Origin of the sequence: Rhizobium sp. BK196, from assembly GCF_014193255.1 — a bacterium.
In the GTDB taxonomy this organism is placed as follows: Bacteria; Pseudomonadota; Alphaproteobacteria; order Rhizobiales; family Rhizobiaceae; genus Rhizobium.
Genome location: NZ_JACHZB010000008.1, coordinates 81,466 through 100,848, shown reverse-complemented (window position 1 = coordinate 100,848; position 19,383 = coordinate 81,466). Strand labels below are relative to the sequence as shown.

General features: G+C 59.6%; 19 protein-coding genes. 5 read left to right on the top strand and 14 right to left on the bottom strand.

Annotation, left to right across the window (positions count from 1 at the left end):
• Positions 1 to 18: 18 nt before the first annotated feature.
• The 3 genes from fliG to FHT78_RS23365 all read left to right on the top strand — a co-directional run bounded on the left by fliG (position 19) and on the right by FHT78_RS23365 (position 2,713).
• Positions 19 to 1,056, top strand: coding sequence for a flagellar motor switch protein FliG (gene fliG / locus FHT78_RS23375; RefSeq protein ID WP_183748955.1), 1,038 nt, complete (start codon positions 19 to 21; stop codon positions 1,054 to 1,056).
• Between the two features lie 131 nt (positions 1,057 to 1,187).
• Positions 1,188 to 2,267, top strand: coding sequence for a flagellar biosynthesis protein FlhB (flhB, locus tag FHT78_RS23370; RefSeq protein ID WP_183748954.1), 1,080 nt, complete (start codon positions 1,188 to 1,190; stop codon positions 2,265 to 2,267).
• Positions 2,268 to 2,272: 5 nt separating this feature from the next.
• Complete coding sequence (locus FHT78_RS23365) at positions 2,273 to 2,713, top strand: hypothetical protein (RefSeq protein ID WP_183748953.1); 441 nt, start codon at positions 2,273 to 2,275, stop codon at positions 2,711 to 2,713.
• Positions 2,714 to 2,803: 90 nt separating this feature from the next.
• Here FHT78_RS23365 and FHT78_RS23360 read toward each other — a convergent pair whose 3' ends face one another.
• The 13 genes from FHT78_RS23360 to FHT78_RS23300 form a co-directional block, all read right to left on the bottom strand.
• Positions 2,804 to 3,550 (bottom strand): helix-turn-helix transcriptional regulator, encoded by a 747-nt coding sequence (locus FHT78_RS23360; protein ID WP_183748952.1) that lies wholly within the window; start codon positions 3,548 to 3,550, stop codon positions 2,804 to 2,806.
• A gap of 8 nt (positions 3,551 to 3,558) precedes the next feature.
• Positions 3,559 to 4,296 (bottom strand): helix-turn-helix transcriptional regulator, encoded by a 738-nt coding sequence (locus FHT78_RS23355; RefSeq protein ID WP_183748951.1) that lies wholly within the window; start codon positions 4,294 to 4,296, stop codon positions 3,559 to 3,561.
• Between the two features lie 592 nt (positions 4,297 to 4,888).
• Entirely contained in the window at positions 4,889 to 6,586 is a 1,698-nt protein-coding gene (fliF, locus tag FHT78_RS23350) for a flagellar basal-body MS-ring/collar protein FliF (protein ID WP_183748950.1), read from the bottom strand.
• A gap of 114 nt (positions 6,587 to 6,700) precedes the next feature.
• Positions 6,701 to 7,090: a hypothetical protein gene (locus FHT78_RS23345; protein ID WP_183748949.1), complete on the bottom strand. Its 390-nt coding sequence runs from the start codon at positions 7,088 to 7,090 to the stop codon at positions 6,701 to 6,703.
• A gap of 16 nt (positions 7,091 to 7,106) precedes the next feature.
• Complete coding sequence (gene cheD / locus FHT78_RS23340; RefSeq protein ID WP_112541540.1) at positions 7,107 to 7,661, bottom strand: chemoreceptor glutamine deamidase CheD; 555 nt, start codon at positions 7,659 to 7,661, stop codon at positions 7,107 to 7,109.
• Complete coding sequence (locus FHT78_RS23335) at positions 7,658 to 8,047, bottom strand: response regulator (protein ID WP_183748948.1); 390 nt, start codon at positions 8,045 to 8,047, stop codon at positions 7,658 to 7,660. The genes cheD and FHT78_RS23335 overlap by 4 nt, the downstream gene beginning before the upstream one ends.
• Entirely contained in the window at positions 8,047 to 9,093 is a 1,047-nt protein-coding gene (gene cheB, locus FHT78_RS23330) for a protein-glutamate O-methylesterase CheB (RefSeq protein WP_183748947.1), read from the bottom strand. The genes FHT78_RS23335 and cheB overlap by 1 nt, the downstream gene beginning before the upstream one ends.
• The gene (gene cheR / locus FHT78_RS23325) at positions 9,090 to 10,001 is read right to left on the bottom strand and encodes a protein-glutamate O-methyltransferase CheR (RefSeq protein ID WP_183748946.1); all 912 of its coding nucleotides are present in this window, start codon (positions 9,999 to 10,001) and stop codon (positions 9,090 to 9,092) included. The genes cheB and cheR overlap by 4 nt, the downstream gene beginning before the upstream one ends.
• Entirely contained in the window at positions 9,998 to 10,465 is a 468-nt protein-coding gene (locus FHT78_RS23320) for a chemotaxis protein CheW (RefSeq protein ID WP_183748945.1), read from the bottom strand. Before FHT78_RS23320 ends, cheR begins: the two co-directional genes overlap by 4 nt.
• 6 nt (positions 10,466 to 10,471) lie before the next feature.
• Complete coding sequence (locus tag FHT78_RS23315) at positions 10,472 to 12,766, bottom strand: chemotaxis protein CheA (RefSeq protein WP_183748944.1); 2,295 nt, start codon at positions 12,764 to 12,766, stop codon at positions 10,472 to 10,474.
• A gap of 18 nt (positions 12,767 to 12,784) precedes the next feature.
• On the bottom strand, positions 12,785 to 13,150 hold the full coding sequence (gene cheY1, locus FHT78_RS23310) for a chemotaxis response regulator CheY1 (protein WP_003570362.1): 366 nt from the start codon (positions 13,148 to 13,150) through the stop codon (positions 12,785 to 12,787).
• Positions 13,147 to 13,443, bottom strand: coding sequence for an STAS domain-containing protein (locus tag FHT78_RS23305; protein WP_183748943.1), 297 nt, complete (start codon positions 13,441 to 13,443; stop codon positions 13,147 to 13,149). Before FHT78_RS23305 ends, cheY1 begins: the two co-directional genes overlap by 4 nt.
• 63 nt (positions 13,444 to 13,506) lie before the next feature.
• Positions 13,507 to 15,135: a globin-coupled sensor protein gene (locus FHT78_RS23300; protein ID WP_183748942.1), complete on the bottom strand. Its 1,629-nt coding sequence runs from the start codon at positions 15,133 to 15,135 to the stop codon at positions 13,507 to 13,509.
• A 652-nt stretch (positions 15,136 to 15,787) separates the two neighbouring features.
• On the opposite strand from FHT78_RS23300, the gene FHT78_RS23295 reads away from it, so the two are divergent.
• The gene (locus tag FHT78_RS23295) at positions 15,788 to 17,212 is read left to right on the top strand and encodes a glycosyltransferase family 39 protein (RefSeq protein WP_183748941.1); all 1,425 of its coding nucleotides are present in this window, start codon (positions 15,788 to 15,790) and stop codon (positions 17,210 to 17,212) included.
• Between the two features lie 6 nt (positions 17,213 to 17,218).
• Here FHT78_RS23295 and FHT78_RS23290 read toward each other — a convergent pair whose 3' ends face one another.
• Positions 17,219 to 17,479, bottom strand: coding sequence for a helix-turn-helix transcriptional regulator (locus tag FHT78_RS23290; RefSeq protein WP_183748940.1), 261 nt, complete (start codon positions 17,477 to 17,479; stop codon positions 17,219 to 17,221).
• 78 nt (positions 17,480 to 17,557) lie between these two features.
• Here FHT78_RS23290 and ybaL point away from each other — a divergent pair, with 78 nt between their 5' ends.
• On the top strand, positions 17,558 to 19,381 hold the full coding sequence (gene ybaL, locus FHT78_RS23285) for a YbaL family putative K(+) efflux transporter (protein WP_183748939.1): 1,824 nt from the start codon (positions 17,558 to 17,560) through the stop codon (positions 19,379 to 19,381).
• Positions 19,382 to 19,383: the final 2 nt, after the last annotated feature.

Here is a 19,383-nt window from a genome sequence, read left to right as displayed (position 1 = left end):
GGACGGAGAGGTTAGACCATGATGGACTTTGACGATTTCGGCGGCGCACTTGCCGGGAAACCGTTGACCCAGGCTGAAAAGGCGGCGGCAGTTCTCCTCGCTATGGGGAAGGGGGTCGCCGGCCGACTGCTGAAATATTTTACGCAGGCCGAATTGCAGACCATTATCGCATCTGCCCAGGCGCTTCGCGCCATCCCGCCGGACGAACTTCTCCAGCTCGTCGGCGAATTCGAAGATCTCTTCACCGAAGGCGCCGGTCTGATGGACAACGCCAAGGCGATCGAAGCCATCCTCGAGGAAGGGCTGACGCCTGACGAGGTCGACAGCCTGCTCGGCCGCCGTACCGCCTTCCAGGCCTACGAGACTTCGATCTGGGATCGTCTCGCCGAGGCGGAACCTGCCTTCGTCGCCCAGTTCCTGCTGCGCGAACATCCTCAGACGGTTGCTTATATCCTGTCCATGATGCCTTCGTCCTTCGGCGCGAAGGTGCTGCTGCAGCTTCCCGACAACCGCCGCGCCGACATCATGAACCGCACGGTCAACATGAAGGGCGTCAGCCCCAAGGCCGCGCAGATCATCGAAAACCAGGTGATGACGCTGCTTGCCGAGGTCGACGCGGAACGCAATGCATCGGGCTCCGCCAAGGTCGCCGACCTGATGAACGAAATGGACAAGCCGCAGGTCGACACACTGCTCACCTCGCTCGAATCGATCAGCCGCGAAGCGGTCAACAAGGTTCGTCCGAAGATCTTCCTCTTCGAAGACCTCATGTTCATGCCGCAGCGCAGCCGCGTCATGCTGCTCAACGATATTTCGTCCGACGTTCTCACCGTCGCCCTACGTGGCGCGTCGGCCGAAATTCGCGAAGCGGTGCTTTCCTCCATCAGTCCGCGCCAACGCCGCATGATCGAATCGGATCTTCAGAGCGGCATGGCCGGGGTCAATCCGCGCGAGATCGCGATTGCGAGGCGCGCCGTCGCGCAGGAAGCGATTCGCCTGGCCAATGCCGGCCAGATCGAGCTCAAGGAAAAGGAAGGCGGCCCGGCTGCCGCTTGAGCCATCGCAGCTGTTGACAAAACCCCTCGCTCACAAGGCGGTGGTTGATCGACAGCACGCACAGGACTAACCTTCTGGCAAATGGGCCGCGCTGCAGTCGCGGCCCTTTTCTTTGACGGAGGGCCGCACACTTGGCCGATGACGACAAGGACAGCAAAACAGAAGCCCCTACCGCGAAAAAGCGGTCTGATGCTGCCGAAAAAGGTAATACTCCCCACTCGCGTGAAATCGCGATCTTCACGACGATTCTGGCGACCTTCATCTATCTCGTCTTCTTCCTTCCGAGCGCAACGTCGCACATGGCCGAAACCTTGCGTGACATCTTCGAGCAGCCAGATCAGTGGAAGATCGAGACAGGGCCTGACGTCATCTCGCTCTTTGCGAAGCTTGGCTGGGCCGTGGCTGCGCTTCTGGCCCCTGCCTTCATCATGTTCATGGTGTTCGGTATTGCCTCGTCCGTCTTTCAGAACCTGCCGACGCCGGTTCTCGAACGCATCCGTCCGCAGGCCTCGCGTATCTCACCGATCAAGGGATGGTCGCGGCTCTTCAGCCTTCAGGGTCTCGTGGAATTCGGCAAATCGCTCTTCAAGGTCGTCGTCGTCGGAGTGATTCTTTTCTTCGTCCTCAGAAGCGAATATTTCGGCTCCATCGATGCGATGTTCTCCGATCCGCAAACGATCATGGTTCGCATGATGACGGCGATGCGCAAGATCATCATCGTCATGCTGATCGCCACCGCGATCGTTGCGATCGCTGACGTCTTCTGGACGCGTCATCATTGGTTCACCGAACTGAAGATGACGAAGCACGAGGTGAAAGAGGAAAATAAGCAGTCGCAGGGCGACCCCTTCGTCAAGAGCAGGCAGCGCTCCGTCATGCGTGACCGCGCCCGCCGGCGTATGATCTCCGGTGTCCAGCGCGCCACCCTCGTCATCGCCAACCCGACCCACTATGCCGTGGCGCTGCGTTACGTACGCGAGGAGAACGACGCGCCTGTCGTCCTTGCCAAGGGCCAAGACCTTATTGCGTTGAAAATCAGAGAGATTGCCGAAGAAAACAACATCCCCGTGTTCGAGGATCCACCTCTCGCGCGCTCCATGTTTGCGCAAGTCTCGGTGGATAGTGTCATACCGTCAGTCTTCTATAAGGCCGTCGCGGAACTCATTCATCGGGTTTACGCCGCGGAGGCCAAGAACAAACGGGTAAGATAAGTCGAATGAAAAAATGCCCCTACTCTGCCCAGCGTGAGAAAATTCTTGCAGAAGCGATCAGCCCGGTCGCAACCGAGCTCAGGCTTCTGGACGCATCCGATCTCATTTCTCTGCTGCGTTTCGAGTATTACGGCAATCTCGCCGACCTCGTCGCTTCCGCAGCGGAACTGTTTTTTCATCCCGGCACTGTCAATTTCGGTTTGGGGGGAAATTATACGCTGGAATGGGGCGGCAAGCCCGAAGTTGTGCTCGATCTCGAAATCAAGCCGCGTGGTGTGACTGTTTATGCGCAGCTGACGCTGGCCGAAGACCATGCCGGCATCGAGATCAACCATATTTCCTTCCAGAACGCCTCCAGCGATCCGGACGCAAACACGGCTTTTCTGCAAAGGAGCCTGCATGACGCGCGCTACATCGTCGCAAAGCCGCAGGCACTCGCCGGCTAAAGCGCACCAATCCAGACTTTGCGCGACATGATTTAAGGCATCATCCACCCGGCAGTATGGCCCGGCCCGTAGGCACCGGGCCTTTCTGTCTCAGCTGATGTAGCCGAGGCGGATTGCTTTTGCGATCGCCTGGATACGGTTGACGGAATCGAGCTTGATGGTCGCCGAGCCAAGATAGGCGTTCACCGTGTGGACGGACAGGCCGAGCTTGTCGGCGATTTCTTCACTGATACGGCCATCGCCGGCAAGCTGAAGGCAGGCGATCTCACGTTCGCTCAGTGCTTCGGCCGCCGCCGCCCGCCGCTCATCGAGCGACAGCAGGTCCATCATCACATTGCAGCACCGGCCGTGCAGCTCGATAATCGTATCGCTCAGGGGATCCAGATCGTCGCCGGTGAGGACCACGAAGCCGTTGCCGATAGCGCCGAGGCGCACGGGAAAGGCAAGACCGGAGAACGGCACCATGCCATCTTTCAGCCTCACCATGAAAGGTGAGAAGTCGGCAGGACCGGGAACTGTACGATCATGGCTGCCGGCCCAGAACAACGGCAGCAGCGAGCGATCGATGTGGTCGAGCAAAGCCTCGCCATAGGCATCGATGAAGGCCTTGCCGAAGCCGGCATTCGCGGGAGCCCAATTCTCCAGTTCGCAGATCAGTCGCTGCTTTGCCGGCACGCCGGAGCCGCTGACGCGAAAGACGGCGAAGCCCTGTGCATCAGCAAGCTTCTGCATGGCAATCAAGCGTGGAAAAAGGTCAGACCGGCTGGAAATCCTGTTCACACGTACCATGCGCATCTGGTCCGTGCCGCTTATCGCCCTGCCTGGTTGATGCCCCATAATTCCCCTCAAACGAGATTGTTGCGAACGGCGAAGGCTATCGCCTCGGAACGCGTCTTCGTTGCAGTTTTCCGCATCACGCTGGTAATGTAGTTATTAATGGTATTTCTGGAGATGCCGAGGATCATTGCGATCTCGTCGCTTGTCTTGCCTTCCGCAATCCAGAAGAGACATTCCAGCTCCCGGTCGGTCAGTTCGAAATCGCGGTCGACTTTCGTGCCCCCGCACCGAAGGAAGCTTGCGAAATAGCCTGCAAGGAGGCCTACGTCTCGGAGACGCTCAGGCGAAAGAACGAAGCCTTCTCTGAACAGGAACATCAGCACCAGACGAGAGCGGCCGACATTCAAAGTCAGCGAGCAATATTGCCGGCTTGCTCCGTGCGGTAAATCGGCGCTCTCGGGCAGCAGCGCGAAGCCCGGCTGGAGCACCTGCATGCACTTCTCGAATTCGGTCGAGCGCGCATAACCGGCGACCAGGTCATTGGCGACCTCCTTCACCAGATCGAAGGGCCAATCGGACGAAACGATAAAGTCCAGACCACTTTCCTGGATGAGGTCGCAACGCGCCATCAGATAGTGCATGGCGCCAACGTACTCGGTCAACGCCCGCAAACCGGCCTGCAATTTGCCGGCTTCGGCGATGACGCGAAGGCGATCGATCAGTTCGTCGCGCGGCAAAAGATCCGGCACATTGGCGCCGACGAAGTTCGCCATCTGCTTATTCGCCTGAAATATGTCCATATCCATTGGCGGTGACCTGCGGCTGAGAAACTGTCGGTTCTCGCAAAGAAGTTCTGTTTTGTGAAAGGGATACAAATACATGCCGACACGAATCCCACTTCGAATCACTCAAGGGTAAGCCAACTACCGTAAATCACCATCTCCGACTTCTGGGGATTTACTTTTGCGACCTCCCATGCGGTGATTCGATCACCGCTCCACTCTCGCGACGATATACAAGCTAGGATGATTCTGGCATTGGCCGCAACGTTCCTCGCTCTATGCGCGAGTGATGCTAAGCGGAATTATCGGTCTGAATGACGCAATTATCACAGTTCCGGCTAAGCAAGTGCAGTACCCGGATGCCTCTGGCGAAAGCAAATTTCAAACGTATGAAAGCACGTTTGTTATCAGACAAGAGACATGCTTGTTCGTCCGTCTTATATAAGACTTGTGCCCTATTCGAACGCTGTCGTCCCGTTGCCTGGTATCTCTGTGTCCGCATTTTCTGCAGTCGAATAATCGGCTCCTTACGAGCGATTACTCGATTGCAGGTAATTTTTGCCGGGCTATGTATCCGCAGATGAGAAAGAAAAAGGCCGGTTTCCCGGCCTTTTCATCATGCTGCTTCGTCGATGGCCCATTTCCTGAGGATCTTCGCGGCACGCTCCTCGTTGATCTCCACCATGCGGGCGAGCTTGCGTTCCGGGCCTTCCTTGACGCGGCGGTTGAAGTTGCCGTCGTCGTCGCCGAGACTGAGCAGATCCTCTGTGCTGTCGAAACCGAAGTCGGAGCCGAAGCCATCCATGAGCGCCCCGCCTGCAGAAGCGCCAGCCGGTGCGAAGTCGGGCAGTTCCAGGCCAGCTGATTCCGGAGAGGCATCGCCGAAGACTGCGGCGGAGGATGAACCCGAGCCGTTGACAGTGCGGATGAGAGGACGCACGCCCAACCAGACCACCACGAAGGCGACCGCGACGAAGGCCAGCGAGTTGATGATGCCGGCAAGATTGCGGCTCAGCATGTCCATGACATGAACGCCGTTGTTGGCATCGTCGAGAAGCTGGTTCTCGAGGAAGTCCATTGCGGTGACGGTGACGACGTCGCCGCGGTTGGTATCGAGGCCGGCAGCCGAGGCGACGATATTCTTCATCTCTGCGAGATAGGCGTCGATCTTGGCCTGATCTGCCGGTTCGCCCACCATCTTGGCGATGCGGCCCTTGTTGACGACGACGGCGACCGAGAGCTTTTCGACCCGGTAGCTGTTGCGCGTCGTGGCCGTGGTCTTGCTGTTGATTTCGTAGTTGGTCTGCTCTTCGCGCTTGTCGGATTTGTCCTGCGACTGCGGACCGGTGGCGCCGCCAGCTTGAGGGGCTGCCTGCGGAATGTTTTGCTCGACTGTCGTCGCGTTGTCGGCCTGGTTCTGCTGCGACTGCTGGGCTTCCTTCGTGGAACGGACGGAGCGCTCGACCTTGGATTCCGGATCGTAGGTGGTTTCCTGGATCTGCTGGGCGTCGGTGTTCAGGTTGGCAGTCACGCTGGAACGGAAGTTGTCCATGCCGAGGAAGGGAGCGAGCGCCTTGTCGATGTTCGATTCGATTTCCTGCTGGACGTTCTGGACGATATTGAGCGAGCGGTTCAGCGTACCGTTGGCAGCGTCATCGCCGGAGGCGAGAAGCTGGCCGGCGGAATCGAGGATCGTCACGTCAGCGACATCAAGCCCCGGCACGGCCGAGGCGACGAGGTGGCGGATCGACGTGGCTGCATTTCGCCCCGTCGCGGCACTGGCGCGAATCATGACGGATGCCGTCGGCTTCTGTTCGGCCTTCCGGAAATTGCCGACCTCTGGCATGACGATGTGGACACGTGCGGCGGTGATGCCTGAGATCGATTGAATGGTGCGGGCGATTTCACCTTCGAGGGCGCGGACGCGGGTCACTTCCTGCATGAAGGAGGTGAGGCCGAGCGAACCGACGTTGTCGAACAGCTCGTAGCCGGCATTGGCGCTGTTGGGCAGGCCGCGCTCGGCAAGCAGCAGGCGCGCTTTGCCCGTCATGCCGGCCGGGACGGTGATGCTCGAACCGTCCGCTCCGACCTGAAAATCGACATTGCTTTCGGCAAGCGCCATGCTGATCTGGTTAAGATCGGTCGTCTCCAAGCCGACATACAGCGTTTCCTGAGCCGGTTTGTTGACAAAAATTGCGGCCGCCAGGATGATTGCGATGGAAGCGGCGCCGACCCCACCAAGGATCATCAAACGCGTCCGCCCAAGGGAACCAAAGTTCTTAAAGATCTGAACTAATTGATTTAACAGATTCATTCTGTTCTCGCACGATCCGTCAAAGACAAAGCAGGCTTATTGCCTCATTTGACGAATAGACGCCGAAACTTGTGCGAGCGTTTCGTTCAGCGCGTGCCGGAATGAATTGCGGTATCAGAAGAAATCGAAGTCTCCGGCGGCCTTGCTAAGCGGCTGGGAGTGGCCGTGACGGGTTCCGCCGCCGAGTGCTTTCTGCATTTCGGCAAGCTTGACGAGGCTCAGCGCGGTGGCGACATCGATCGACCAGCTCTGCGGAATTTCACCGGTGATGGTGTCGATGAACTCGGCCAGCCCGCGCGATTTCTGCACGGCGAGGTCGATGCCCTGCATCACCTTCATGCTATCAGGGGAATTCAGGATTTGCGGGCCTCCCAGTTCGATCAACTGGGGCTCGATCCGTTCCATCAGGTAGGCAACGTCGTGAAGCTCGGAGACAATGCGCATCAATATGTCGCTCAGCGCCTCTACCGGCGCCGGCGGCTCGATGATCGGTGTAAAAGTCATATGAAAATCCTCGCCACTAAAAGAATTCGATACTTGTCTCGGCGGGCTTCTGCGGAGCGGCGGGACGCTGCTCGAGAGCGACGGTTCTCTGGGTTTCGGCGCCGGTCAGGGGGTATTGCCGGGCACGGCCGGACACCGGCCAATATTCGATCTTTCGTCCATGCTCGCCGCCCGTGCTTGAACTGACCACCGGAATGCCTTCATCTCGAAGGAACTGCATGGCGAAGGCTGCGTTCTGCTCGCCGACATTCGAGAATGTCGAGATCGTCTTCGCTCCTCCGAAGATCTTGGCCTCCAGCCGGTCGCGCCGCGCGCCCTTTTTCAGAAGGCCGTTTATCAACAGTTCCATGAGATGCACGCCGTAGCGTGTGGCATCGCCGCCGGTCATCGGGGTGTTGCCTGTCCCCGGCAGCAGGAAGTGGTTCATGCCGCCGACACCTGCGACGGGATCTCTGAGGCAGGCTGCCACGCACGAGCCAAGGATGGTCGAAAGCACCGCATCCGGATCGCTCAAGACCTTGTATTCACCCTGAATGATGTGCACGCGGCGGGCCGCACCCTCAGTGATCATTTCAGGGCTCCAAACACAGCTTCGATGGCCGCTTTCATCTTTTCGATGGTGAAGGGCTTCGCCAGAACGTTGTTTGCACCAAGCTGCGCTGCCTTGGTCACCAGCGCACGGTCGCCCTGTGCCGTGAGGATGATGAAGGCTGCCTTCTTGGTGTTCGGATTGCTGCGGACGGCCTGCAGGAAGCCGATGCCATCCATCTTCGGCATGTTGAAGTCGGAGATCACAAGGTGGTGCGGCTGCTCCGACATGATCTTCATGCCCTGCTCGCCGTCACCGGCGGCGGTGATCTGCTTGAAGCCCAGCTGCGTCAGCGCGTCACTGAGCAGCAGACGGCTCGTAACCTGATCGTCAACGATCAGAACTTTAATTTTCTCCGCGATCGACATTATTCGGTCCCTTCCTTTCGGGCGGCTGTCATTTTCAATATTTCTTCGCCGATGGCAGCAAGCGGAAGCTGCTGTTCAACTGCGCCAAGTTCGTAGGCAACTCTTGGCATTCCGTAAACGACGCAGGTTTTTTCGTTCTGACCGAGCGTTCTGGCCCCTGCATGTCGCATTTTTAACAACCCGGCGGCTCCATCGCGCCCCATGCCGGTGAGGATCACGCCGACGGCATTGCGTCCGGCGAGCTCGGCAACAGAGTCGAAGAGCACATCGACCGATGGACGATGGCCGTTGACGGGCCCTCGCTCGACCAGCCGGCAGCAGGGCGCCGACGTATTGGACACCTGCAGGTGACGCTCGCCGCCAGGCGCAAGATAGACCTTGCCGATCTCGAGACGGGCGCCGTCTGTCGCTTCTTCCACGACCGGCGCACAGAGGCGGTTCAACCGTTCGGAAAAGCTCTTGGTGAAGGTCGGCGGCATATGCTGGGTGATGACGGTCGGCGGGCAATTCGCCGGGAACTTCTGCAGCACGGCGATCAGCGCTTCCACGCCACCTGTCGAAGAACCGATCGCCACGATCTTACGTCCGACACGGAAATCGGCGACTGCGGGCGGCGTGATGGCGGCAGCCGCGGCCGGCTTGGCGAAATTCCGCTGCGTGCGGGCGGCGGCCTTCACCTTCTCGACGAGGTCGCCGAAGGGGCGTATCTCGCCCGGCTGCGGCTTGCCCACACAATCGAAGGCACCGATTTCAAGGGCTGCGAGCGTCGCTTCCGCACCGCGATGCGTCATGGTCGAGACCATGATGACGGGCATTGGTCGCAGGCGCATGATCTTTTCGAGGAAGTCGAGGCCGTTCATGTTCGGCATCTCGATGTCCAGCGTGACGACATCTGGGTTCAGCCGCTTAATCGCCTCGCGCGCCTCCAGAGCGTCGCCGGCCTGGCCTATGACGTTGACTTCGGGATCGGCACTCAGGACGGCCGCGATCAGGCCGCGCATGGTCGGCGAGTCGTCAACCACGAGAACTCTAGCCGGAGCGCTCATGCCTTCCTCCCGATACCCTTGGTCGTGTAGCGATAGGTGGTGATGCCGATATTGTCGAAGACGTGCTTGGCTTCGCCCGAGACACGCTCCGAGTGACCGATATAAAGATGACCGCCTTCCGGCAGCAACCCGGCAAACCGCTGCCAGATCTTCATCTGTGTCGGTTCATCGAAATAGATCACGACGTTACGACAGAAGATGACGTCGAACTTGCCCTTGAACGGCCATTGGGCCATCAGGTTCAGTTCGTTGTAGGTAATGAGACGCTTCACGCGGTCATCGATCTGGAATTTGCGGCGACCCTGCATCTCGACCTCTGTGAACCATTGCTTTCGCATGGCAGGCGAGACGGTTTCCAGCGCACTTTCGTCATAGGCGCCGATCCGGGCGATGGCGAGAATCTTTGGGTCGATGTCGGTTGCAAGAATCTTGAAGTCGTAGTCGGCCACGTTCGGCATCAGCGACAGAACGGTCAGCGCGATCGAGTAGGGTTCCTGCCCATCCGAGGACGCAGCCGACCAGATCCGGACACGGCCACCTGCGCGCGCCCGGTTCAGGAGGTCGGGCAGTACGTGGTCACGCAAATGTTCGAAATGATGGTTTTCGCGGAAAAACCGCGTGAAGTTTGTCGTCAGGTGCGACAGCATCTCACGCCGGGCCGCAGCACCTGCCGGCGAAGCAACAAGCTCGCAATATTCTCGGAAACCTGAAAGGCCGAGATTGCGGATATGCTTCGACAAACGAGAGTAGACCAGCGAGGCCTTCGTCTCATTAAGATAGATTCCCGCATCAGCATAGATCATGGCCGCGATTTCCGAGAGATCGCGGCGCGTCAGCGGGTATTCCCCGCTCGCCAGAACCTCGTCGAAACCAGACTGCCTCTGATCTTTTACGCCAACTGCATTCATGCGGCTTCGCTTTCAGTGTCGGGAAACAGGGCTTCGAGTTCGATCAGGCAGATCATCCGCTTTTCGATGGAGAGAATGCCGCGGGCGAACTGACGCTGAAGGTCCGAAGATATCTCGGGTGTCGGCTGGATGTCATCGTCGGTGACCGTCAGAATGTCAGAAACAGCGTCGACCAGCAGGCCAACCACCTTGCGGCGGACCTGGGCGACGATGATGACGTGACGGGCGGTAGGATCGACCGGCTTCATGCCAAGTCGAGCCGACAGATCGATGATCGGCAGCACTGCACCACGCAGGTTGATGACGCCAATCATATAGGATGGCGAGTGCGGCATCGCGGTCGCCGGGGTCCAGCCCCGGATCTCGCGGACTGCCATGATGTTCACGCAGAATTCCTGATCGCCGATGCGAAACGCGATAAGCTCGTTTCCGCCCAGGGTCAGATTTTTTGCCGTGTACGACATTGTTCCTTACCCTACCGCCGCCAGAGACATTTCCGCCTTGAGGGACTGACCGCGCGAGGCGCCGACGACTGCGTCCACGTCCAGAATGAGGGCCACGCGGCCGTCACCGAGAATGGTTGCAGCGGCGATGCCCGGAACGTGAGTGTAGTTCGCCTCGAGGCTCTTAATGACGACTTGGCGCTGGCCCTGGATCGCGTCGACCATGAGCGCGCGCTGACCGCCGCCTTCGGATTCGACGAGAAGGGCGACACCCTCGACCGGATTGGCCTGGGTGGCGCGGAAGTTCAGGATGCGGCCGACATCGACCAGCGGGCAGAAGGAATTGCGGATCGAGATCAGTCGGTGGTTGGCGCCGAAGGAATGGATCGCGGCGGCTTCCGGCTGGAGGGTTTCGACGATGGCCGTCAGCGGCACAACCAGCGTCTGGCCGGCGACCGTGACCACCATGCCGTCGAGAACGGCGAGCGTCAGCGGCAGGCTCATTGTGAAGACCGAGCCTTGACCCGGCCTCGAGGTGATGTTGATACGGCCGCCGAGCGCCTGGATCGAGCGCTTGACGACGTCCATGCCGACACCACGGCCGGAGATATCGGAGATCTTGTCGGCCGTAGAGAAGCCCGGCAGGAAGATCAGGTTATCGATTTCCTCATCCGACAGATTGGCGTCAGGGGAGATCAGGTCGTTGGCGATCGCCTTCTGGCGAACCTTTTCGCGGTTGATGCCGGCGCCGTCGTCGGCCAGTTCGATCAGGATGCGGCCCGAACGATGTTTTGCCGTCAGGCGGACCGTGCCTTCGGTGTTCTTGCCGGCGGCAGCACGCTTTTCAGGCGTTTCGATCCCGTGATCGACAGCGTTACGGATCATGTGCGTCAGCGGCTCGGCCAGCTTGTCGATGACCGTCTTGTCGACTTCGGTGTTTTCACCCTCGGTGATCAGGCGGATCGACTTGCCGGTCATGTCGGCGATTTCGCGGACGATACGCGACATGCGCTGGAAGACCGGCTTCACGGGCTGAGCGCGGATTGCCATGACCGAGTCCTGGATCTCACGGGTGAGCTGCTGCAGCTCTTCGAGACCCATATTGATCGAGGACGTGCCGGTCGTGTCATTTTCGATGACGCTTTGAGAGAGCATGGCCTGATTGATGACCAGCTCGCCGACGAGGTTGATCAGGCGGTCGACGCGATCGAGATCGACGCGGATCGTCTGGCCGGCAGCGGCATTGTTCTGGGCTGCGGCGTTTGCCGCTGCAGCGGCGGCAGCGGCGGCCGATTCCTTCTTTTCGACACGCGCAGCGGCGGCAGCCATCTGCGTGACGTTGGTGGCCGTTTCAGCGGCCGCAACGGCGGAATTCGCGTCGTTCGCCTTGATCTCGGCAGCGGCCGGCGCTTCGGAAGCATCGCCATCATCCAGGATCGAGAGATCGAACGGAACCGGGATCATCGGCAGTTCTTCGTTGGTCTCACCCGGCTGGCTGTCCTCGGCCGGCTTCACGGTCAGATCGCAATCCCATTCGGCGAATTCGAAGACCGTGCGGATGGCGTCTTCGCCCTTGTCCGTCTTGATCGTGATGTTCCAGAAGAAATAGGCGCCTTCCGGATCGAGCTCATCGAGGCCCGGCAGAGCATCCGCATTGCAATAGATGCTCATCTCGCCGAGCCGGGAAAGATCGCGCAGCAGAAGGGTAGCGTCGTTACCCTTCGAATAGAGTTCGAAGCGCGGTTTGAAGATGACTTCGTAGGCCGGCAGATCGACCGGCTTCTCTTCGCCACCGAAATCGTCGAAGGAGAAGGGGATCGGCTGGAAACCGCTATCATCGGTCGGCACGGGGGCCGGAGCCGCAGCGACCGGAGCAGGGGCGGCCTTCGGGGCCGGCTTCGGTGCGGGCGCCTCGGAGACTGCCGAGGGAGACGGCAGCTCGCCGTGGGCAAGCGCCTCCAGCTCCTTGACGAGGCCGCGGCTTCTGCTTTCATCGACGCTGCCGCCGTCACGGGCAGCGTTGGTCAGATCGGCAAGCACGTCGGCCGACTTCAGCATAACCTTCAAGACATCCTGGGTAGGCTCAAGCTTGTTGGAACGAACGCAATCAAGTGTGGTCTCAAAGACGTGGGCGAAGGCGACGAGGTCATCAAGGCCAAAGGCGCCGGCACCGCCTTTGATCGAATGCACGGCGCGGAAGACCGCGTTGACGGTTTCCGGGTCGCGATCGCCATCATTCATTTTCAGGAGACCGGATTCCAGTTCGGCGAGCTGTTCTTCGCACTCCTGGAAAAAGATCTCTTTGATTTCGTTCATATCCATAGGAGCAAATCCTGGGCTTTAAGCGGTTACACGCTCGATGGCATCGATCAGCTTGGCGGGGTCGAAGGGCTTGACGATCCAGCCGGTGGCACCGGCCTGGCGGGCGCGGTTCTTCTTTTCCGCGTCGCTTTCGGTCGTCAGCACCAGGATCGGGATCGCACGATACTTCTCGTTGCGACGGACACCTTCGATGAAGCCGAAACCGTCGAGGCGCGGCATGTTGATGTCAGTGACGATGACGTCAGGATTGGACTCTTCGAGAACTTCGAGGCCTTCAACGCCGTCTTCAGCCTGGATCGTCTCGAAACCTGCATTGTTCAGCGTTACGAGAAGCATGTTTCGGATGGTGCGGGAATCGTCCACCGTCAATACTTTCTTCTTCATTGCCGGATCTCCTTGGCAAGCAGATGGTCGATATTGACGCCAACCAACTGCATGGTTTTTTGAAATGCGTCGGACACCTGCGAGAAGGTGATCGACTGCTTGTCCTGGTCCCAGGTCTTCTCGGCCGCCATCAGAACCTGAGCGCAAAGAGCGCCGATGCGTTCGACTGCCGAAGCATCGATCGCCAGAGGGTTTCCTCGCATGGAGAGAAGCTTGTCGCGCAATGCGGAAGCCTCATTGAGATCAAGAACCGCTGGCAACTCCAACGTCTTGGCACTCTTCTTTGCTGCCATCAGCTTTTCCTTGTCCCGTTGTCCCCGACCCGCGAAAGCGAGCCGACGTCATAATCCGATAGGTTAGTAAACATTCCGCCCACCTCCGACGCTCGCGAGAGGCTGAAGCATGCTGAAATCGTCATTTTCGTAATCGTCTTCGGCCACTTCGGGGTGCGTCGCGATCGCAACGGTCCGGGAGGCGGAAACACGCACCTGAGGAGGCCGGGTTGCATAGGCATTTTCCCGCGCGACGCGGAATTCGCGGATCGTCTGACCGAGTTCCAGAATGATCGTGTGAAGATGATCGGCACCTTCGGCCGAACGCCCCGCAAGGCCGGCATTGTCGGCGACTTCGCAGCCGAGGCTCTTAACGTCTGCGGTCACACCTTCGAGACCGGCGGCGTGTTCACTCGTCTCGCCAGCGATGCCGGCGATTGCGGCGTTGATGTCGGTCACCTGGCGGACGATGCTGGCTATCGAATCCTGTGTGCGGCCGACCATCTGCACGCCGGCGTCCACCTGCGTCTTTGTGGTAGTCACCAGCGTCTTGATTTCACGGGCAGCTTCTGCGGAGCGCTGAGCGAGCGCCCGCACTTCCTGCGCAACGACGGCAAAGCCACGTCCAGATTCACCTGCGCGGGCAGCTTCGATGCCGGCGTTCAGAGCGAGCAGGTTCGTCTGGAAGGCAATCTCATCAATCGAACCGATAATCTGGCCGATCTTCTCGGCCGACTGTTCGATATCAGCCATGGCGCTGATTGCGCGGCCGACGACCTCGCCGCTTTCCTCGACAGCAGCACGTGTCGCGGCAGCGGCGCGTTCGGCGGTGCGGCTGCCGGCTGCCCCTTCGCGGACCCGCTCGGCGATGCCGGCAAGGGCGGCAGCGGAAAGCTGCAGGCGCCCGGCCTGATCGGAAGCATTGCCGGCGAAGCTGCGGGATGCGCCGGCGAGCGACTGCGTTGCGGCTTCCGCCTTCGCATTGCGTTCGGCAATCGCGGCAAATTCCGTCTGGAGATTATCGAGTGCAGCGTTCAGCGCGGCAGCAATCTCCGTGTGAGCGCCATCGACGGGTGCGCGCTGCGTCAAGTCGCGGGCCGAGAGGCTTTCGATGACATCGCCAAATATACGAGCGACTTCCGCTTTACCTTCGGCGCGCTGGTCGGCAAGTGCGCGCTGCTGCGCGGTGCGCAGTGCATTGAAGCGGAGCGAGACCGCGATTTCGACATCGACCATGACGATGCGGATGATCGATGTCATCAGGTCGGTGATCTCGCGAGCACGCCGCTTAGCCGACGGCAGTACCGGGCGACCGGTCAGCTCATCAGCCAGACCGGAAATCAAATGTTCCAGCATGACGCCGTGGCCGGCCACGTGCCAGCGAGGGTCGAGGCCGATCTTGCTTTCGGTATCGGAGAGAACCTTGACGCGTTCGGCATAGAGGCTGTCGAAACGCGCATCCGTCAGCACATCCCAGTGCGAGGACTGCAGGTCGTGGAGACGCTCGATCTGACGCTCGCTCTCGAAATTGCGCGCGGCATCCGGGAAGGACTGGAAACGATGGAAGAGGTCGCGCAGACCGGCCTTCAGATGGGCTTCAAGGGAGGATCGGTTGCGGCGGACCGTCTCGCATTGGTCGGCGTCGAGGCCAGCAAAGCGCAGGCGGTCGCGCAGGCTGCCTGCCTGTGCTCCACGAGCCTGATCTGATGGCATGTCCTGCCTCAACGCCTGTCCCCAACCACTTTCCGAGCGAGCCCGGCCAAAAACCCTCGCAGCTTCCGATGATTCCGATACGCGGAGATACTCTTCGCCACCGGTCGCAGCCGGGGGACTGAAGTCTCCTGATCAGCAATTCTGTTTCGGAGCTGCCTGAAGAAGATGGATACCGGATCGACCCGGTACGGCGGTACGGCGTCATGCCTGGTGGGAACGAGTGCATCTTCCCATTCCGACGTGTAACCCAATGTTTATGGTTAATTCCTTGCTTGAAGGTTAATAAGCCATTCCCGCCTGCAGCTTTTGAAACAATTGGCGGGAGTTCACATAGTAAATACTGGCGCAGAGTTGCATCGCTGCTACAAGGCACACGCAAGCTTTATGTTATAGACCCATTTTTATAGAGCCTGACATCACGTCAATAAGGAAAGAGAAATGATAGTTCTCGGAATGGGTTCCTGCCTGATCGCCCTCTCGATCGCCGCGGCCGTTGCCCTCCTCGATCTGATCGCGACACACCGCGACAACCGCACGCTTCGCGTCTTCTAACAGGCCACTGCGCCTTAGATCTCCCTTTACCTTTCCCGTTGGCAGCCCGGCACCGTTGGTGTATCGACACGCGCTCCTGTATCAGCGGAAGTAAGGGATTATGTCAGCTCGGACCGGCCTCCTCATCATTCTGGCGTTTACGATCTTCCGCATCGTGACACTGCATTTCGATAGGACGGACCTGTTCGTCGATGAGGCGCAATACTGGTTCTGGTCGCAAAACCTCGATTTCGGCTATTATTCCAAGCCGCCGATGATCGCCTGGGTGCTCAGGTTCTTCACCGAGCTTGCCGGCTCCAGCGACATTTACTGGCTGCGGCTTCCCGGCCCCCTCTTCCACATGGCGACCGCGCTGATGCTAATGAAAATGGCGAAGCGCTTCATCGGGTCTGAAATCGAAGGCTGGGTCGGTGCGACTTATATCACGCTGCCGGCGGTTGCGCTTTCTTCGGCCTTCTTCTCCACCGACGTCATCCTGCTCTTCTTCATAGCCATTGCGCTCATCGCCTATTTCGAGCTGACGCAGCGTCGCTCTGTCGGGTTTGCACTTCTCATGGGTGTCGGGGTCGGCCTGGCGTTTCTTACCAAATACGCCGTGCTCTTTCTTGTGCCCGGCGGGGCGATTGCCATGCTGCTCATTCCGGCGGCGCGGATTTCGGTGCGCGATCTCATCATTGCCGTCGTCACTTCAGCGGTCGTCGCGTTCCCAAACCTCTGGTGGAATCTTCAGAACAACAATACGACGGTGCGCCACACGCAGGATATCGCCCATTGGAGCGATCTCGGCGTCAATATTCGCGGGGGACTGGAATTCTTCTCCGCGCAGTTCGGCGTCGTCGGCCCGGTCGTTTTCTTCGCCATGCTCTGGGCCGTCTGGAACATGATCCGCGGCCGCAGCGAGCCGCGTGAAAAGATGCTCGTCTGGCTGTCGATCCCGGTCGTGCTGCTCATTACCCTGCAGGCGACGATCGCCAAGGCCTATGCCAATTGGGGCGTCACGGCCTACGTGGCAGGCATCGTGCTGGCGGTCTGGCTGCTTCACCGCCTGTGGCCGAAGGGGCTCAGAACCTCGCTCACCATCAATGGCGTTGCCTGCCTGCTCTTTCCCTTTGCAACGATCTTCGCAAATCAACTGGTACTGCCTGGCGGTAAGGAGGTCATGCAGCGCTACCTCGGCCGGGCCGACGTCAGCCGGCAAGCTGCCGATCTTGCCGCACAAGCCGGCACTGGCATTATCGTGACCGACAACCGGGATATGGTCGCCGATCTCTTCCACACGCTGAGAACCGCACCCTACAAGATTTATGCCCGTCCGCCGGTCGATCTACCGGACAGCTATTACGAACAGGAATTCGCCCTGCCTGCCGATACCAGCGGGCAGGTCCTTTTCCTGACCTCCAAGCCGCTGAGTTGTGCAAACGAAACGCCAGAAATGCTGAAAAGCTGGCAACCGGAAAAAGGCAACTACAGAGGCGGTACGATCTATGTCTACAAGGTCGGTGCGGCCTGCCTAATGCAGCGCTAAGGCAGCTCAGTTCACTGGACCGGGCAGGCAGATGCCGGTTCCGCAGCCTTCTATTTCGGTAAATTTTACGCCTCCCTCCTCGAAGGCAAGGCGCAGTTGCGCCTCCGTCGCACGATGGATTTCGTGATGACGGCCTTCATAATCGCGTATCGTGCTACGGGAAACGGCGGCCTTCTGGGCGAGGTCCGTCTGCGTCCAATCAAGCAGACCCCGAGCCGCGCGACACAAAGCGGGCGTCAGAATGGTCTGTTTTGCGCCTTGACCCATAATCCAAACCACCCATATTGGTCAATATAAATCATATATGTCATGTTTGGAACAAGATTTCCAGATCGGGAGAGAGCGATGCCCCACGATACGCCTTTGATTTCGACCATCGTCGGGGGCATCGTGCTGGCGTTCATCCTGGGCGCGATCGCCAATCGCCTACGCCTTCCGCCTCTCGTCGGATATCTTGTCGCAGGCGTTCTCGCCGGCCCTCACACGCCGGGTTTCGTTGCTGATCAAAGCCTCGCGCCCGAGCTTGCCGAAATCGGCGTGATCCTGCTGATGTTCGGCGTCGGCTTGCATTTCTCCCTCAAGGACCTGCTTTCGGTGCGTGGCATCGCGGTGCCGGGCGCGGTCGTCCAGATCGGCTTTGCCACGCTGCTCGGCTGGGGTCTTGGCGCTTTCATGGGATGGCCGACGGGCGGCAGCCTCGTCTTCGGCCTGGCGCTTTCGGTCGCCTCGACGGTCGTGCTGCTGAAAGCCCTGCAGGAGCGGCGTCTCATCGAGACAGAGCGTGGGCGTATCGCCGTCGGCTGGCTGATCGTGGAAGACCTTGCCATGGTGCTCGCGCTGGTCCTCATCCCGGCAGCCGCCAGCATCACCGGCGATGGTCATGGCCCGGTTGAGCCTCTCTCGGCGGGCCTCAACCGGCTTTTCGGCCTCGACCTCGGCGTCGGCGGCATCATCGCCATGACGTTGGTTAAAGTGGCGCTGTTCGTCGTCCTGATGCTGGTCTTCGGCCGTAAGCTCATCCCCTGGACCATGCACCGCATCGCCCATACCGGTTCGCGCGAACTCTTCCGCCTCGGCGTGCTGGCGATCGCGCTCGGTGTTGCCTTCGGAGCGTCCAAGCTCTTCGGCGTGTCTCTGGCGCTCGGCGCTTTCTTTGCCGGCATGGTTCTCGCCGAAAGCGAGCTCAGCCACCGTGCTGCGCAGGAAAGCCTGCCGCTTCGCGATGCCTTCGCGGTGCTCTTCTTCGTCTCTGTCGGAATGCTCTTCGATCCGAACATCCTGATCGAGCGACCGCTGCCGGTGCTTGCAACGGTCTTTATCATCGTGATCGGCAAGTCGATCGTGGCCTTCCTGATCGTGCTGCTTTTCAGGAAGCCGGTCAGTACGGCGCTGACGATCTCGGCGAGCCTCGGGCAGATCGGCGAATTTTCCTTCATTCTCGCCGCCCTCGGCGTCGAGCTCGGCCTGCTGCCAGCGGAAGGGCGCGACCTTATCCTTGCCGGCGCGATCATCTCGATCATCGTCAACCCGCTGCTCTTCTTCGTCTGCGACCGTATGCGGCCATTATTGGAACGCCCCAAGCATGAAGAGCCGTCAGCCGAAGCTGCTGCTCCGGCCACGCATGCGCGACCCGCGCATGCGGATGAACAGACTGACATAGACGAGGTTCATCCGACCTCACTCAGCGGCCATGCGATCCTTGTCGGTTATGGTCGTGTCGGCAGCATTGTCGGCCAGAACCTGAAGTCATCAGGCACGCCTTTCCTCGTCATCGAGGATTCCGACAAGCGAATTATCGAACTGCAGAGCCAGGGTATCGAGGTACTCTCAGGCAATGCGGTTGCCCGTAAAACACTCGATCTCGCCAATATTGCCGGCGCGCGCAGTCTCGTCATCGCTATCCCGAACGCCTTCGAAGCCTGCCGCATCGCCGAGCAGGGCCGTGCGGTCAATCCTTCGATCCTGATCGTCGCGCGTGCCCATTCCGATGCCGAAGTGGAGGAACTGCGGCAATACGGCGCCGATACCGTCATCATGGGCGAACGGGAAATTGCGCTTGGCATGGTTGACCGGCTCGCCCAAGTGCATCATGACAGTGCACCCTATGAAGACGGACCTTCGGCTGGTACAATCCTGCCGCCTGTGGAGCCTTCGCCGGAAAAAGAATGAGA

Bases quoted from the DNA above. Each gene is read 5' to 3' on its own strand.
- fliG (WP_183748955.1), top strand. From the start codon at position 19: ATGATGGACTTTGACGATTTCGGCGGCGCACTTGCCGGGAAACCGTTG.
- FHT78_RS23365 (WP_183748953.1), top strand. From the start codon at position 2,273: ATGAAAAAATGCCCCTACTCTGCCCAGCGTGAGAAAATTCTTGCAGAA.
- FHT78_RS23360 (WP_183748952.1), bottom strand. From the start codon at position 3,550: ATGGGGCATCAACCAGGCAGGGCGATAAGCGGCACGGACCAGATGCGC.
- FHT78_RS23355 (WP_183748951.1), bottom strand. From the start codon at position 4,296: ATGGATATGGACATATTTCAGGCGAATAAGCAGATGGCGAACTTCGTC.
- fliF (WP_183748950.1), bottom strand. From the start codon at position 6,586: ATGAATCTGTTAAATCAATTAGTTCAGATCTTTAAGAACTTTGGTTCC.
- FHT78_RS23345 (WP_183748949.1), bottom strand. From the start codon at position 7,090: ATGACTTTTACACCGATCATCGAGCCGCCGGCGCCGGTAGAGGCGCTG.
- cheD (WP_112541540.1), bottom strand. From the start codon at position 7,661: ATGATCACTGAGGGTGCGGCCCGCCGCGTGCACATCATTCAGGGTGAA.
- FHT78_RS23335 (WP_183748948.1), bottom strand. From the start codon at position 8,047: ATGTCGATCGCGGAGAAAATTAAAGTTCTGATCGTTGACGATCAGGTT.
- cheB (WP_183748947.1), bottom strand. From the start codon at position 9,093: ATGAGCGCTCCGGCTAGAGTTCTCGTGGTTGACGACTCGCCGACCATG.
- cheR (WP_183748946.1), bottom strand. From the start codon at position 10,001: ATGAATGCAGTTGGCGTAAAAGATCAGAGGCAGTCTGGTTTCGACGAG.
- FHT78_RS23320 (WP_183748945.1), bottom strand. From the start codon at position 10,465: ATGTCGTACACGGCAAAAAATCTGACCCTGGGCGGAAACGAGCTTATC.
- FHT78_RS23315 (WP_183748944.1), bottom strand. From the start codon at position 12,766: ATGGATATGAACGAAATCAAAGAGATCTTTTTCCAGGAGTGCGAAGAA.
- cheY1 (WP_003570362.1), bottom strand. From the start codon at position 13,150: ATGAAGAAGAAAGTATTGACGGTGGACGATTCCCGCACCATCCGAAAC.
- FHT78_RS23305 (WP_183748943.1), bottom strand. From the start codon at position 13,443: ATGGCAGCAAAGAAGAGTGCCAAGACGTTGGAGTTGCCAGCGGTTCTT.
- FHT78_RS23300 (WP_183748942.1), bottom strand. From the start codon at position 15,135: ATGCCATCAGATCAGGCTCGTGGAGCACAGGCAGGCAGCCTGCGCGAC.
- FHT78_RS23295 (WP_183748941.1), top strand. From the start codon at position 15,788: ATGTCAGCTCGGACCGGCCTCCTCATCATTCTGGCGTTTACGATCTTC.
- FHT78_RS23290 (WP_183748940.1), bottom strand. From the start codon at position 17,479: ATGGGTCAAGGCGCAAAACAGACCATTCTGACGCCCGCTTTGTGTCGC.
- ybaL (WP_183748939.1), top strand. From the start codon at position 17,558: ATGCCCCACGATACGCCTTTGATTTCGACCATCGTCGGGGGCATCGTG.